General features: G+C 59.2%; 11 protein-coding genes. 8 read left to right on the top strand and 3 right to left on the bottom strand.

Annotated elements, in window-relative coordinates; translation table 11 throughout:
* Positions 1-6 precede the first annotated feature (6 nt).
* The 6 genes from ispG to EDC28_RS06685 all read left to right on the top strand — a co-directional run bounded on the left by ispG (position 7) and on the right by EDC28_RS06685 (position 6,272).
* Positions 7-1,119 (top strand): flavodoxin-dependent (E)-4-hydroxy-3-methylbut-2-enyl-diphosphate synthase, encoded by a 1,113-nt coding sequence (ispG, locus tag EDC28_RS06710; RefSeq protein ID WP_123421076.1) that lies wholly within the window; start codon positions 7-9, stop codon positions 1,117-1,119.
* A 74-nt stretch (positions 1,120-1,193) separates the two neighbouring features.
* Positions 1,194-2,432 carry a histidine--tRNA ligase gene (hisS, locus tag EDC28_RS06705; RefSeq protein ID WP_244946562.1) on the top strand — a complete coding sequence of 413 codons (1,239 nt, stop codon included), beginning with the start codon at positions 1,194-1,196 and terminating at the stop codon, positions 2,430-2,432.
* 15 nt (positions 2,433-2,447) lie between these two features.
* A complete protein-coding gene (locus EDC28_RS06700; protein WP_050657252.1) occupies positions 2,448-3,059 on the top strand; it encodes a YfgM family protein in 612 nt (203 codons plus the stop codon).
* 2 nt (positions 3,060-3,061) lie between these two features.
* Positions 3,062-4,240 carry an outer membrane protein assembly factor BamB gene (gene bamB / locus EDC28_RS06695; RefSeq protein ID WP_050657253.1) on the top strand — a complete coding sequence of 393 codons (1,179 nt, stop codon included), beginning with the start codon at positions 3,062-3,064 and terminating at the stop codon, positions 4,238-4,240.
* 64 nt (positions 4,241-4,304) lie between these two features.
* A complete protein-coding gene (gene der / locus EDC28_RS06690) occupies positions 4,305-5,792 on the top strand; it encodes a ribosome biogenesis GTPase Der (RefSeq protein WP_123421075.1) in 1,488 nt (495 codons plus the stop codon).
* Positions 5,793-5,873: 81 nt separating this feature from the next.
* Positions 5,874-6,272, top strand: a complete 399-nt coding sequence (locus EDC28_RS06685; protein WP_050657255.1) for an OsmC family protein — start codon at positions 5,874-5,876, stop codon at positions 6,270-6,272.
* Positions 6,273-6,750: 478 nt separating this feature from the next.
* Here the strand turns inward: EDC28_RS06685 and aguA are convergent, their stop codons facing one another.
* From aguA to xseA, 3 genes are all read right to left on the bottom strand, one after another.
* On the bottom strand, positions 6,751-7,842 hold the full coding sequence (gene aguA, locus EDC28_RS06680) for an agmatine deiminase (RefSeq protein ID WP_050657256.1): 1,092 nt from the start codon (positions 7,840-7,842) through the stop codon (positions 6,751-6,753).
* Entirely contained in the window at positions 7,842-8,723 is an 882-nt protein-coding gene (gene aguB, locus EDC28_RS06675) for an N-carbamoylputrescine amidase (RefSeq protein ID WP_123421074.1), read from the bottom strand. The genes aguA and aguB overlap by 1 nt, the downstream gene beginning before the upstream one ends.
* Positions 8,724-8,960: 237 nt before the next feature.
* Positions 8,961-10,292 carry an exodeoxyribonuclease VII large subunit gene (gene xseA, locus EDC28_RS06670; protein WP_123421239.1) on the bottom strand — a complete coding sequence of 444 codons (1,332 nt, stop codon included), beginning with the start codon at positions 10,290-10,292 and terminating at the stop codon, positions 8,961-8,963.
* 135 nt (positions 10,293-10,427) lie between these two features.
* Between xseA and guaB the strand changes: the two genes are divergently transcribed.
* Positions 10,428-11,891 carry an IMP dehydrogenase gene (gene guaB / locus EDC28_RS06665; protein ID WP_050657258.1) on the top strand — a complete coding sequence of 488 codons (1,464 nt, stop codon included), beginning with the start codon at positions 10,428-10,430 and terminating at the stop codon, positions 11,889-11,891.
* 62 nt (positions 11,892-11,953) lie between these two features.
* The gene (guaA, locus tag EDC28_RS06660; protein ID WP_123421073.1) at positions 11,954-13,531 is read left to right on the top strand and encodes a glutamine-hydrolyzing GMP synthase; all 1,578 of its coding nucleotides are present in this window, start codon (positions 11,954-11,956) and stop codon (positions 13,529-13,531) included.
* Positions 13,532-13,582 lie beyond the last annotated feature (51 nt).

Here is a 13,582-nt window from a genome sequence, read left to right as displayed (position 1 = left end):
AGAGCCATGCAGCATCAGCCGCCTATCGAGCGCCGCCAGTCCACCCGTATCTACGTAGGCAAGGTGCCTATCGGGGACGGTGCGCCCATCGCGGTGCAATCCATGACCAACACCCGCACCACCGATGTGGACGCTACCGTGGCCCAAATTCAGGCCATCGAGCGTGCCGGCGCCGACATCGTGCGAGTGTCCGTTCCCACCATGGACGCGGCTGAAGCCTTCAAGCTCATCAAGGAGCGTGTCTCTGTTCCGCTGGTAGCCGATATTCATTTTGACTATCGCATTGCCTTGAAGGTGGCCGAATACGGCGCCGACTGCCTGCGCATCAATCCCGGCAACATCGGCAAGGAAGACCGCATCCGCGCCGTGGTAGACGCCGCCCGCGACCGCAACATTCCTATTCGCATCGGGGTTAACGGCGGCTCGCTGGAAAAAGACATCCAGGAAAAATACGGCGAGCCAACGGCCGCCGCCCTGGTGGAATCGGCCATGCGCCATGTCGATATCCTCGATAGGCTCAACTTTGACCAATTCAAGGTGTCGGTTAAGGCCTCCGATGTGTTCCTGGCGGTGGGTGCCTATCGCCTGCTGGCCCAGCAAATTAAACAACCGCTGCACCTGGGTATTACCGAAGCCGGTGGTGCTCGCAGCGGCGCCGTGAAATCGGCCATCGGCCTTGGCATGTTGCTGGCTGAGGGCATTGGCGACACCCTGCGGGTGTCTCTGGCTGCCGACCCGGTGGAAGAAGTCAAAGTGGGCTTTGATATCCTCAAATCCCTGCGCATTCGCTCCCGCGGTATCAACTTCATCGCTTGCCCCAGCTGCTCGCGCCAGGAGTTTGATGTCATCGGTACCGTCAACGCTCTGGAAAACCGCCTCGAAGACATCACCACGCCGCTGGACGTCTCCGTTATCGGCTGTGTGGTTAACGGCCCGGGCGAAGCCCTGGTGTCCGATATGGGCATTGCCGGTGCCACCCGCAAAAGCGGCTACTACGTGGACGGCGAGCGCCAGAAGGAGCGCCTGGACAACGACAACCTGGTGGACGAGCTTGAAGCCCGTATCCGCGCCAAGGTTGCCATGATGAACCAGCGCATCCCCACCAAGAACCAGGACTGACAGGCAGCCTCCGGGCTGCCCAACCCTTTTGATTGCAGAGTTTTTACGTGAAAAGCATCCAAGCCATCCGCGGCATGAACGATTGCCTGCCGAGCCAGTCCCCCTTGTGGCAGTACGTTGAGCAGGCCATCCGCGACACCGTATCGTCTTTCGGGTACAGCGAAATTCGCACCCCCATCGTCGAAAGTACCGACCTTTTCAAACGCTCCATCGGTGAAGTCACCGATATCGTTGAAAAAGAGATGTACAGCTTCGAGGACCGCAATGGCGACAGCCTGACCCTGCGCCCCGAAGGCACCGCCAGTGCGGTGCGCGCCGGTATCGAACATGGCCTGCTGTACAACCAAGAGCAGCGCCTGTGGTACATGGGCCCCATGTTCCGCCACGAGCGCCCGCAAAAAGGCCGCTATCGCCAGTTTCATCAGTTTGGTGTGGAAGCCTACGGCCTTGCCGGCCCTGATATCGACGCCGAAGTGATTTTGTTGTCTGCCACCCTTTGGGAAAAGCTTGGCATCAAAGAGCACGTGACCCTGGAGCTCAACAGCCTGGGCTCTAACGAGGCTCGTGCCAACTACCGCGACGTGCTGATCGCCTTCTTGGAAAAGCACATCGAAGTGCTGGACGAAGATGCCAAGCGGCGCATGTACTCCAACCCGCTGCGGGTCCTGGACACCAAAAACCCCGACATCCAGGCCGTTTTGAAAGACGCGCCGCGCCTGCACGACTACCTGGATGACGACTCCAAGGCTCACTTTGACGGGCTCAAGGCGCTGCTGGACGAAGTGGGTATCCCATACCGCATCAACGAGCGCCTGGTTCGTGGCCTGGATTACTACAACCGCACCGTGTTTGAGTGGGTAACCGACAGCCTCGGCGCCCAAGGTACTGTTTGTGCCGGTGGCCGTTACGACGGCCTGGTCGAACAGCTGGGCGGCAAGGCCACCCAAGGCGTGGGCTTTGGCCTGGGCCTGGAGCGGTTGGTATTGCTGGTTGAAGCGCTGGAGAAAACCCAAAACGTGAAACCGGCGGTAGATGCCTACCTTTGCCCCATGGGCGAAGCGGCAGAGCGCCAGGCTTTTGTACTGGCCGCCAAACTGCGTGGCCAGTTGCCAGAGCTGAGGCTGATGTGCCACTGTGGTGGCGGCAATTTCAAGAAGCAGCTCAAGCGTGCCGACAAGAGCGGCGCCCGTTGGGCCTTGATCCTCGGTGACAACGAGCTGGCCGAAGGCCAGGTAACCATTAAGGATCTGAAAGAAGGCAGCCAGCAAAGCATCAAGATGAACGAACTGGCCAGCCTCCTCGAGCAAAAATAACAAGGATTATCCGGCGTGGAAATTTACAGCACCGAAGAACAACAAGTAGAAGCCATCAAGCGCTTTTGGAAGGAACACGGTAACAGCATTATTGCCGGTACCCTGATTGGCCTGGCCGCCATTTACGGCTGGCACTGGTACAGCGACAGCCAAAAATCGGCCCAGGAAAAGGCCTCTATTGCCTATGCTGCGGCGGTGAAGAAAGTCGACGGTGGCGATCTGGCTGCCGGTGAAAGCTTTATTAAATCCGACGCTGCCGGCCAATATCCCACCTTGATGGCGGCTCGCCTTGCCAAGGAAGCGGTAGAGAAAAACGAGCTGGACAAGGCCCTGGGCTATTTGGACCAGGCTATTGCCCACAGCGATAGCGATACCCTCAAAGCCATTTTCAACCTGCGCAAAGCCCGTGTACAGCTGGCCAAAGGCGATGCCAAGGGCGCCAAGGCGACCGTTGAGCTGGTTAAAAATGCCGCATATAAAGCTCAAGCTCAGGAACTTTTGGGTGATATTGCCGTCAAGGAAGGCGACCTGGCTGCAGCACGCAGTGCCTATCAGGAAGCGCTGGCCGGTCAGGAAGGCTCCCCTGCCTTGCAATTAAAACTCGAATCTCTGGATAGCAAAGGCTAAGCATGAGCGGATGGTCAAAATGGTCGGCCCTGGCCGGCGTGGCGTTGGTTGCCCTGGTGGGGTGCAGCTCCAACGATGAAGTACGTAAGCCTGCCGAACTGGCTCCATTTGACAATAAAGTCAGTGACGACGTGATTTGGAGTACCTCTGTCGGCGACGGCATTGGTTCCTATTTCTCCAACCTCGAACCGGTTTACGCCTACGACAAGATTTTTGCCGCCTCCCGTGAAGGGGTGGTGGAAGCCCTTGACCCGAAAACCGGCGACAAACTGTGGAAGATTGACTTAGGCGAAGCCAGCTCCTTCTTCGGCAACCGCAAAGACATGCGCCTGTCTGGTGGCGTGTCGGCCGGCTTTGGCAAGATCTACATCGGCTCCGAGAACGGCGTGGTCTACGCCCTTGACGAGAAAACCGGCGACATCAAATGGCAGACCAACGTTCCCGGCGAAGCCATGGCTGCCCCGGTACCGGATTCTGGCCTGGTGTTGGTGAACACCACTTCCGGCAAGCTTGTTGCCCTGGAAGAGGGTACCGGCAAGCAAAAGTGGGTGTACGAGCAAACCGTACCTTCACTGAGCCTGCGTGGCGTATCCGAGCCCAGCGTGGTGCAAGGCGCGGCTCTGATTGGCACCCCTGACGGCAAGCTGGCCGCAGTGCTGCTCGACAGTGGCCTGGCTGCCTGGGAGCAGGACGTGTCTCCTGCCAAGGGTGAAAACGCCCTGGAGCTGCTGCGCGACGTAGACGCCACCCCCATCGTGGTTGGCCCGGTGGTGTACGCCGTTGCCTATAATGGTGAACTGGTTGCCATTGACCTGCGCTCAGGCCGCCCGCTGTGGAAACGGGATTACTCTTCCTATCGCTCCATGGCCATTGTCGGTTTTGATTTGATTGTCAGCGATGCCAACAGCACCCTGTACAACATCGACCGCCGCAGCGGCCTTGAGAAGTGGAGCCAGCCGATGCTGCTCAACCGCCGCATCACCGCTCCGGCCATTTTGGGCGACAAAGTGCTGGTAGGCGATTTCGAGGGTTATCTGCACTGGTTTGACAAAAACAGCGGTGAATTGCTGGGCCGTGACGAGATCAACAGCTCCGGTTTGTATGCCCGCCCGGTGGTGGTGGACGGAAATGTCCTGGTACAAAGCCGTGATGGCGATTTGTACATGATTAAGCTGGACTAAGTCCGCCGAAAACGGAACAATACGCGGCCGCATTATGCGGCCGTTTTGCTTTGAGAGGATCATCATGCTTCCCGTAGTGGCCCTGGTTGGGCGCCCCAATGTGGGCAAATCCACCCTGTTCAACCGCCTCACCAACAGCCGTGACGCCCTGGTGGCCGATTACCCCGGCCTCACCCGCGACCGTAAATACGGTCAGGCGCGCTATGGCGAGCATGATTTCATCCTGGTAGATACCGGCGGTATCGAAGGCGACGAAAAAGGCATCGACGCCGCCATGGCCAGGCAATCCCTGCTGGCCATGGAAGAAGCCGATGTGGTGATGTTGCTGGTCGACGCCCGCGACGGCCTCACCGCTGCTGACCAGGCCATTGCCCGCCATATTCGCCAACTTGGCAAGCCGGTGTTCCTGGTGGCCAACAAGGTTGACGGTATCGATGGCGACTCTGCCTGCGCCGAATTCTGGGGCCTGAGCCTGGGCGAAGTGTGGCAAATCGCCGCCGCTCACGGCCGTGGTGTCACCCAGCTGCTGGACAACGCCCTTATTCCGGTCGTGGCCGAACTGGCCCAGGTAGAAGACGAAGCCTCCGAAGCGCTGTCCGATATACTGGGCCAAGAGCTTGTCGATGTCGACGCCATCGAAGACGAAGAAGAAGCCGAAGCCATTCCTTATGCCGACCTGCCGGTCAAAATTGCCATCGTTGGCCGCCCCAACGTCGGTAAATCCACGCTCACCAACCGCATTCTCGGTGAAGAGCGGGTGGTGGTATTTGACATGCCTGGCACCACCCGCGACTCCGTTTACATTCCCATGGAGCGCGACGGCAAGAACTACATCATCATCGACACCGCCGGGGTGCGCCGCCGTGGCCGCATTGACGACACCGTCGAAAAATTCTCCGTGGTCAAAACCCTGCAGGCCATCGAAGATGCCAACGTGGTGCTGCTGACCATGGATGCCCGCGAAGGCCTGTCTGACCAAGATCTCAACCTCCTGGGCCACGTGCTCAACGCCGGCCGCGCCCTGGTGCTGGTGGTGAACAAGTGGGACGGCCTGAGCGTTGAAGACCGTGAAGAGATAAAACGCGAGTTGGACCGGCGCCTGGGCTTTATCGATTTCGCCCGGCTGCACTTTATCTCCGCCCTGCACGGTTCTGGCGTCGGTAACCTCTTTGAATCGATAAGCGAAGCCTTTGCTTCTGCCACCCAGCGGGTGTCTACCTCCAAGCTGACCCGTATTTTGCAAATGGCCCAGGACGACCACCAGCCGCCGCTGGTGTCCGGCCGCCGCGTTAAACTCAAATACGCTCACGCCGGGGGCTACAACCCGCCGAGGATCATCATCCACGGCAACCAGGTAGAGAAGCTGCCCCAGTCCTACAAGCGCTATTTGATGAACTACTACCGCAAGTCATTGCAGGTGATTGGTACCCCCATCCATGTGGAGTTCCAGGAAGGGGACAACCCCTACGCCGGTAAGAGAAACTCTCTTACTCTGACTCAGCAACGTAAGCGTAAGCGGTTGATGAAATTCATAAAATCCAGAAAGAAATAACAGAAGGCGCCTTAGGGCGCCTTTTCTTTTGGCCGGTCTTGCCCTTATGCTGGCGCAATACCTACCCGTGAAGGACCCACCATGATCACTTTAAAAACCGTGGAAGCTGGCAAGCTGCGCCACAGTATCGACGTTGAAGATTTCAATACCCTCTTTACCGACGTACCGGCCAACCTCGGCGGCGATGGCACCGCCCCTGACCCCCACGACTACTTTGATCTCTCCCTCGGCGCCTGCAAGGCCTTGACCATCTTCCTGTACGCCCGCCACAAACAGCTGCCCCTGGAAAAGCTCACCGTCACCGTGAGCCGTGACGACAGCCAAGAGCGCAAGGGCCTCTACCAGCTCAGCGTCACCCTGGCCCCAGAAGGGGACTTGAGCGACGAAGACAAAGCCAAACTGGTGGAAATAGGCGAACGCTGCCCCATCCACAAACTGATGACCAGCACCGAAGTGCGCATTGAAACGGCGCTGGCCTAAATAACAAAAAAACCGGTAATGCCGGGTTTTTTGTGCCTGTATCAAAAGGCAATGCGCATTTTGAGGAGGGTTCACCAGAGCATAAAACGATGCAGGCGAAGGCGGGTCCGGTGGGTTCTTGAAGCGTCGCGAGCGACGCCAGAACAAGGCGGGGGTCTTTGAAAAAGCGCAGTTCGAGTAAATGAGCGTTTAACGCCGTATCGGCAAGCCTGGAGTTTTATCAGCGGGCTTTCGCGCGTAGCGAGGGAAATCGAGACAAGGCGGAAGCCTCCGAAAAAGCGCAGTTCGCGTAAATGAGCACTTTGAGGAGGGTTCACCAGAGCATAAAACGATGCAGGCGGAGGCGGGTCCGGTGAGTTCTTGAAGCGTAGCGAGCGACGCCAGAACAAGGCGGGGGTCTTTGAAAAAGCGCAGTTTACACAGAGTAAATGAGCATTTTGAAAAGACCCCCAACGCGGTTATGGCGAGCGCAGTAGCTTCAAACCCGGGGAATTTGCTGGGTGATACAGTGGATGTTGCCTCCCCCCAGCAGTATCTCCCGGGCATTCACTCCGGTAATGAGATACCCCGGAAAGAGGTCGGCCAGCTGTGCGGCTACTTGGTCGTCTTTGGCAGGGTCCAGTAGCGGAAACACCACCTGCTTGTTGGTGATAAGGAAGTTGGCGTAGGAGCCGGCCAGGCGAGCGCCGCCCATGCGGTTCATGCCGCCGGAGTCGTCGATGCCGCTGGCTTCTTCTTCGGTCAAATACAGCGGGCCCGGCATCGGCAGCTTGTGTACCACCAAGCGGCGGCCTTTGGCGTCGGTGGCTTCGCACAGGATGCGGTAGGCTTCCTGGGAGCTGTCATATTGCTCGTCGGCCGGGTCGTCGCACCAGGTCATGGCCACCACGCCAGGGGCGATCACCTGCATCAGGTTGTCCACGTGGCCAGTGGTTTCGTCCTGGAATACGCCGCGCGGCAACCAAATCACCTTTTCTACGTTGAGGTAGTGCTTGAGCAGCTGTTCCAGCTCATCTTTACCCAGGCCTGGGTTACGGCCGGGGCTTAGCAGGCACTCCTCGGTGGTGTAGAGGGTGCCTTCGCCATCCACGTGGATGGCGCCACCTTCCATGACGATGGGCGCTTTATAGACGCTGTCACCGTAAATTTCGCAGACTTTACGGGCCACGGCATTGTCGTTGTGCCAGGGGAAATACAGGCCGTAGGTCAGGCCGCCCCAGGCGTTGAACTGCCAGTCGATTCCGCGGCGCACGCCCATATCATTCACCACGTAGCTGGGGCCGGTGTCGCGCAGCCAGGCGTCATCGGTGCTCATTTCCACCACCCGAATTTGCGGCGGCAGTTGGCGCCGGGCGTTGGCGTATTGGCTGCTGGACACCACCATGGTCACCGGGGTGGTTTGGCTGATGGCACTGGCCACTTCGCTAAAGGCGCGCTGGGCCGGTTTGGCGCCAAAGCGCCAGTTGTCGGAGCGCTCCGGCCAGGCCATCCACACCCCCTCGTGGGGCTCGAACTCTGCCGGCATACGAAAGCCGTCTGCGGCCGGCAGGGTGGCAATTTCAAAACTCATCAGTGCTCTACCTTGCCGTCCAGGGTCAGAAGGTTGCGGTACAAAGCGGGGCGGCGGTCGCGGAATAGGCCCCAGGCCTCGCGCTGGTAGCGAATTTTTTTCAGATCGAAGCTGTGTACCAGCACCGTTTCTTCGTCGCGGCCGGCTTCTTCTACCTTGGCGCCGGTGTGGTCGCTGATAAAAGACGAGCCAAAGAAGCGAATTTCAGTGGCGGTGCGCACGCCCTTTTCCACGCCGATACGGTTGGAGGCAATCACCGGCATGCAGTTGGCGGCAGCGTGGCCCTGCATCACCCGCTGCCATTGGCCGGCGCTGTCCAGCTCGGGCTGGCTGGGCTCGGAGCCGATGGCGGTGGGGTAGAACAGCATTTCGGCGCCCATCAGCGCCATGGCGCGGGCCGCTTCCGGGAACCATTGGTCCCAGCAGATGGCGATACCAATCTTGGCGTAGCGGGTGTTCCACACCTTAAAGCCGGTGTCGCCGGGGCTGAAGTAGTACTTTTCCAGGTAGCCGTCGCTGTCCGGAATGTGGGCCTTGCGGTAGACGTCCATCAGGCTGCCGTCGGCGTCGATCACCACCAGGGAGTTGTAACGGGCCACGCCGCTGCGCTCGAACCAGGAGAAGGGGATCACCACGGCAAGCTCTTTAGCCAGCTGCTGCAGGCGTTTGACGGTGGTGTTTTCGTCCAGGCTGGTGGCCAGGGCATGGAAGTCTTCGTTCACTTCGATGCAGAAGTAGGGCAGCTCGAACAGCTCCTGGATCAACACGATCTGCGCGCCTTTGGCGGCGGCCTGGCGCACCAGGGCTTCGGCCTTGGCAACGTTCGCTTCTTTGTCCCAGCTGCAACTCATCTGGGTGGCGGCAACAACAACCTGATCCATAAAAGATTCCTTACGCAAAACACATCAAAGAGACAACTATAGAACCTGATACCGAACGAGCCCTGATGGGCCTGCCGACAGCAACGGCTGCTGGCGCCAAAAGGATAAAAGAAAGGCGCGTTTTATAGGGCCAGAAAAGAAGCCGGTCAAGCGCTATTTTTGCATTAAAAAAAGCCCCGTTGTGGGGCTTTGTAAAGCTGCCTTTGCAGTGGCCATTTTTACTGGCCTGGCAGTAAGTTAGCTCGGGCTTTTGCCGGTAACGGAGGTGTTAATTACCCCGTCTTTTACCCGCACCCTAAGGGCGCTGCCTGCCTCAACATTTTGGATGCTGTCTACCACCTGGCCGTCCGCGCTTTGGGCGATGGCATAACCGCGCCCCAGTGTGGCCAGCGGGCTCACTAGATTGAGCTTGTCGATAAGCCGTAGTTGCCCCTGGCGCTGGCGATACAAATAGCCCTTTAGCTGCTGGCCAAGGGCTTGTTGCAACTGCGCCAGTTGTTGCTGGTGCTGGGTAAGGCGCTTACCGGGGTGCTGATGGTTAAGGCGGGCGTCCAATAGCTTAAGGGGCTGCTGCTGTTGAGCCACCAGCCTTGGCAGGGCGCGGCGCAGCCGCTCTTTTAGCTCGTCGAGCTTTTGGCTGTCGCGCTCAAGCTTGCGCTCGGGGGACTGGCGATAAAGGCGCTGAGCCAATGCCTCAAGGCGGGCCCCTTGCTGGCGCAGCTGGCTTTGCCCAAGCAGCGAAAGACGCTGGGCAAGTTCGGCAAAGCGGTCTTTGATAAGCCCGGCCTGGCTTGATACCAACTCGGCGGCGGCCGAAGGGGTCGGGGCGCGAAGGTCGGCCACAAAGTCGCTGATGGTCACATCGGTTTCGTGGCCCACGGCGCTCACTACCGGAATGGCGCTTTGGGCTATGGTGCGGGCCAGCTGCTCGTCGTTAAAGCTCCACAAGTCTTCGAGGCTGCCGCCGCCGCGGCCAAGGATCAGCACGTCTACCTCGGCCCGCTGGTTGGCGGCGATAAGCTGCTGGCAAAGCTGGGCGGCCGAGCGCTCCCCCTGCACTTGGGCGGGGTAGAGCACCACTTCCAAGAAGGGCGCCCGGCGTTTTAGCACGTTCAAGATATCGTGCACGGCGGCCCCCGAGGGAGAGCTAATCACCCCGATGCGTTTGGGGTGGGCGGGCAGGGGGCGTTTGCGCTCATTGCTAAAGAGGCCTTCGGCGGCCAGCTTCATTTTCAGGGCGTCAAACTGCTGCTTGAGCATGCCGTCACCAGCGGGCTCCATAAATTCCACCACCAACTGGTAGTTGCCACGCGGCTCGTAAAGGGTAGGACGGGCCCGCACCAGCAGCTGCATACCGTCCTGGGGGCGGAAGGTCACGCCGTTGTTTTTGCCCTTGAACATGGCGCAGGTAACCTGGGAGCGGTCGTCTTTAAGGGAGAAGTACCAGTGCCCCGAGCCATAGGCCTTGAAGTTAGACAGCTCGCCGCTCAGCCACACTAGGCCGAGGTTGTCTTCCAGCAAGTAGCGAACCTGGGTGTTGAGTTGGGTTACCGAATAGATTTGGCGCATGGCCTGCCCCTTTAAAACTTTGGCGCAGTCTACCAGATGCAAAAACCATTTGCCCAAAGGCAAACTCGACGCTAGAATGCCGCGGCAACACCTATACCAGGTCCCTTCCACTTATCCATCGGTGAGGCTGTTGCCATGCTACGCGTTATCAAAGAAGCATTGACGTTCGACGACGTCCTCCTGCTCCCCGCACATTCCCAAGTACTGCCCAATACGGCCGACCTGCGCACCAAGCTGACGCGCAAAATCGAGCTGAACATCCCGATGGTTTCTGCAGCCATGGACACCGTAACTGAAGCCAACCTGGCTATTGCCCTGGCTCAGGAAGGCGGCATCGGTTTTATCCATAAAAACATGAGCATCGAACAGCAGGCCGAAGAAGTGCGCAAGGTCAAACGCTACGTGGCCGGTATGGTTACCGACCCTGACTGCGTCTCTGCCGACCACACCATCACCGACGTGCTGCGCCTGACCGAAGAAAACGGCTATGCCGGTTTCCCGGTGGTGTCCAAGTCTGGCGAACTCGAAGGCATCATCACCGCCCGTGACGTGCGCTTTGTCACCGACCACGGCCGCAAGGTCTCTGAGGTGATGACCCCCAAAGAGAAGCTGGTCACCGTCAAGGTGGGCACCTCTCGTGAAGAAGTGCAGCGCCTGATGCAGCAGCACCGGGTCGAAAAAGTGCTGGTGGTGGACGACAGCTTCCACCTCAAGGGCCTTATCACCGTTAAAGACTTCCAAAAAGCCGAGCGCAAACCCAACGCCTGTAAAGACGAGCGTGGCCGCCTGCGCGTAGGCGCCGCTGTGGGCGCCGGTAGCGGTAACGAAGAGCGCGTTGCCGCTCTGGTCGCCGCCGGTGTTGACGTGCTGCTGATTGACTCGTCCCACGGTCACTCCGAAGGCGTATTGCAGCGTATCCGCGATACCCGCAAAGCCTTCCCCGAGGTGCAAATCATCGGTGGTAACGTCGCCACCGCCGCTGGCGCCCTGGCGCTGGTAGAAGCGGGCGTAGACGCCGTGAAAGTGGGCATTGGCCCCGGCTCTATCTGTACTACCCGTATTGTCACCGGTGTTGGCGTGCCGCAGATCACTGCCGTATCTGACGCCGTAGAAGCCCTGGAAGGCACCGGTGTGCCGGTGATTGCCGACGGCGGCATTCGTTTTTCTGGCGACATCTGTAAAGCCATCGCCGCCGGCGCCCACTGCGTTATGGTTGGCGGCATGCTGGCCGGTACCGACGAAGCTCCCGGTGAAATTGAGCTCTACCAAGGCCGCGCCTTTAAATCCTACCGCGGCATGGGCTCCCTGGGCGCCATGACCAAAGGCTCAAGCGACCGCTATTTTCAGACCGACAACGCCGCCGACAAGCTGGTGCCAGAAGGCATCGAAGGGCGCGTACCTTATAAAGGCAAGGTCAAGGACATCATCCACCAGCAGATGGGCGGCCTGCGCTCCTCCATGGGTTTGACCGGTAACGGCACCATCGACGACATGCGCACCAAGGCGCAGTTTGTCAAAGTCACCAGCGCCGGTATGGGTGAGTCCCACGTCCACGACGTGACCATCACCAAAGAAGCCCCCAACTACCGCAGCTCCTAAGTTACGGCGCCGGCCTAGGCCGGCGCTTTTATTTTTATCGTTTTGACACACGCAGGGCCAAAATGACCAAGAACATCCACGAAAGCCGCATCCTTATCCTGGATTTCGGTTCCCAGTACACCCAGCTTATCGCCCGCCGCATCCGTGAGATTGGCGTTTACTGCGAGCTGTGGGCCTGGGATGTGAGCGAAGAAGACATCCGCGAATTCGCCCCCAACGGCATCATCCTCTCCGGCGGCCCCGAGTCTGTGCACGCCGATGGCAGCCCCCGCGCCCCCGAGTATGTTTTTAACGCCGGTGTACCGGTGTTCGGCATCTGCTACGGCATGCAGACCATGGCCCACCAACTGGGCGGCAGCGTTGAAGGCTCCATGGAGCGCGAATTTGGCTACGCCCAAATCGAACTGCTGACCGACTCCAAGCTCACCCAGGGCATCGAAGATGCCATTGGCGCCGAAGGCCGCGCCCTGCTGGACGTGTGGATGAGCCACGGCGACAAAGTAGTGGCCATTCCTGAAGGCTTTGAAACTGTCGCCAAAACCGACAACTGCCCGTTCGCCATCATGGCCAACGAGCAAAAGCGTTTTTACGGCGTGCAGTTCCACCCCGAAGTCACCCACACCCGCCAAGGCAAACGCCTGCTCGAGCACTTTGTGCTGGATATTTGCGGCTGTGACGCCCTCTGGACCCCAAGCGCCATCATCGAAGACGCCGTGGCCCGCATCAAAGAGCAAGTGGGCGACGACGAAGTCATTCTCGGCCTTAGCGGCGGTGTGGATTCGTCCGTGGTGGCCATGCTGGTGCACCGCGCCATTGGCGACAAGCTCACCTGTGTGTTCGTTGACAATGGCCTGCTGCGCCTCAACGAAGGCGAGCAAGTGATGGAGATGTTCGGCGACCACTTCGGCCTTAATATCATCAAAGCCGACGCCGAAGAGCGCTTCCTGAGCGCCCTTGCTGGCATCGACGAGCCGGAAGCCAAACGCAAAACCATCGGCCGGGTGTTCGTGGAAGTGTTCGACGAATACGCCAAGAGCATGAAAAACGCCAAATGGCTGGCCCAGGGCACCATCTACCCCGACGTTATCGAGTCTGCCGCCTCCAAGACCGGCAAGGCCCATGTGATCAAATCCCACCACAACGTCGGCGGCCTGCCCGAAGACATGAAAATGGGCCTGGTCGAACCGCTGCGCGAACTCTTCAAAGACGAAGTGCGCAAAATCGGCCTGGAACTGGGCCTGCCCTACGACATGCTCTACCGCCACCCCTTCCCGGGGCCGGGCCTGGGCGTGCGGGTGCTTGGCGAAGTCAAAAAGGAATACTGCGACCTTCTTCGCCGCGCCGACGCCATCTTCATCGAAGAGCTGCACAAGGCCGATCTGTACCACAAAGTCAGCCAGGCCTTTGTGGTGTTCCTGCCGGTACGCTCCGTGGGCGTCATGGGCGATGGCCGCAAGTACGACTGGGTTGTCAGCTTGCGCGCCGTTGAGACCATCGACTTTATGACCGCCCACTGGGCCCACCTGCCTTACGATCTGCTGGGCAAGGTGTCTAACCGCATCATCAATGAAATTGATGGCATCAGCCGCGTCGTTTACGACATTTCTGGTAAGCCGCCGGCGACGATTGAGTGGGAGTAATCCTGCCAATAGAAAACCCGTCGAAAGGCGGGTTTTTTATTGGATGTGTGG

Origin of the sequence: Gallaecimonas pentaromativorans (assembly GCF_003751625.1) — a bacterium.
Taxonomy (GTDB): Bacteria; Pseudomonadota; Gammaproteobacteria; order Enterobacterales; family Gallaecimonadaceae; genus Gallaecimonas; species Gallaecimonas pentaromativorans.
The sequence above is the reverse complement of the archived record's forward strand: the minus strand, read 5'-3'. Positions and strand labels throughout refer to the sequence as shown.

Bases quoted from the DNA above. Each gene is read 5' to 3' on its own strand.
- ispG (WP_123421076.1), top strand. From the start codon at position 7: ATGCAGCATCAGCCGCCTATCGAGCGCCGCCAGTCCACCCGTATCTAC.
- hisS (WP_244946562.1), top strand. From the start codon at position 1,194: ATGAACGATTGCCTGCCGAGCCAGTCCCCCTTGTGGCAGTACGTTGAG.
- bamB (WP_050657253.1), top strand. From the start codon at position 3,062: ATGAGCGGATGGTCAAAATGGTCGGCCCTGGCCGGCGTGGCGTTGGTT.
- der (WP_123421075.1), top strand. From the start codon at position 4,305: ATGCTTCCCGTAGTGGCCCTGGTTGGGCGCCCCAATGTGGGCAAATCC.
- EDC28_RS06685 (WP_050657255.1), top strand. From the start codon at position 5,874: ATGATCACTTTAAAAACCGTGGAAGCTGGCAAGCTGCGCCACAGTATC.
- aguA (WP_050657256.1), bottom strand. From the start codon at position 7,842: ATGAGTTTTGAAATTGCCACCCTGCCGGCCGCAGACGGCTTTCGTATG.
- aguB (WP_123421074.1), bottom strand. From the start codon at position 8,723: ATGGATCAGGTTGTTGTTGCCGCCACCCAGATGAGTTGCAGCTGGGAC.
- xseA (WP_123421239.1), bottom strand. From the start codon at position 10,292: ATGCGCCAAATCTATTCGGTAACCCAACTCAACACCCAGGTTCGCTAC.
- guaB (WP_050657258.1), top strand. From the start codon at position 10,428: ATGCTACGCGTTATCAAAGAAGCATTGACGTTCGACGACGTCCTCCTG.
- guaA (WP_123421073.1), top strand. From the start codon at position 11,954: ATGACCAAGAACATCCACGAAAGCCGCATCCTTATCCTGGATTTCGGT.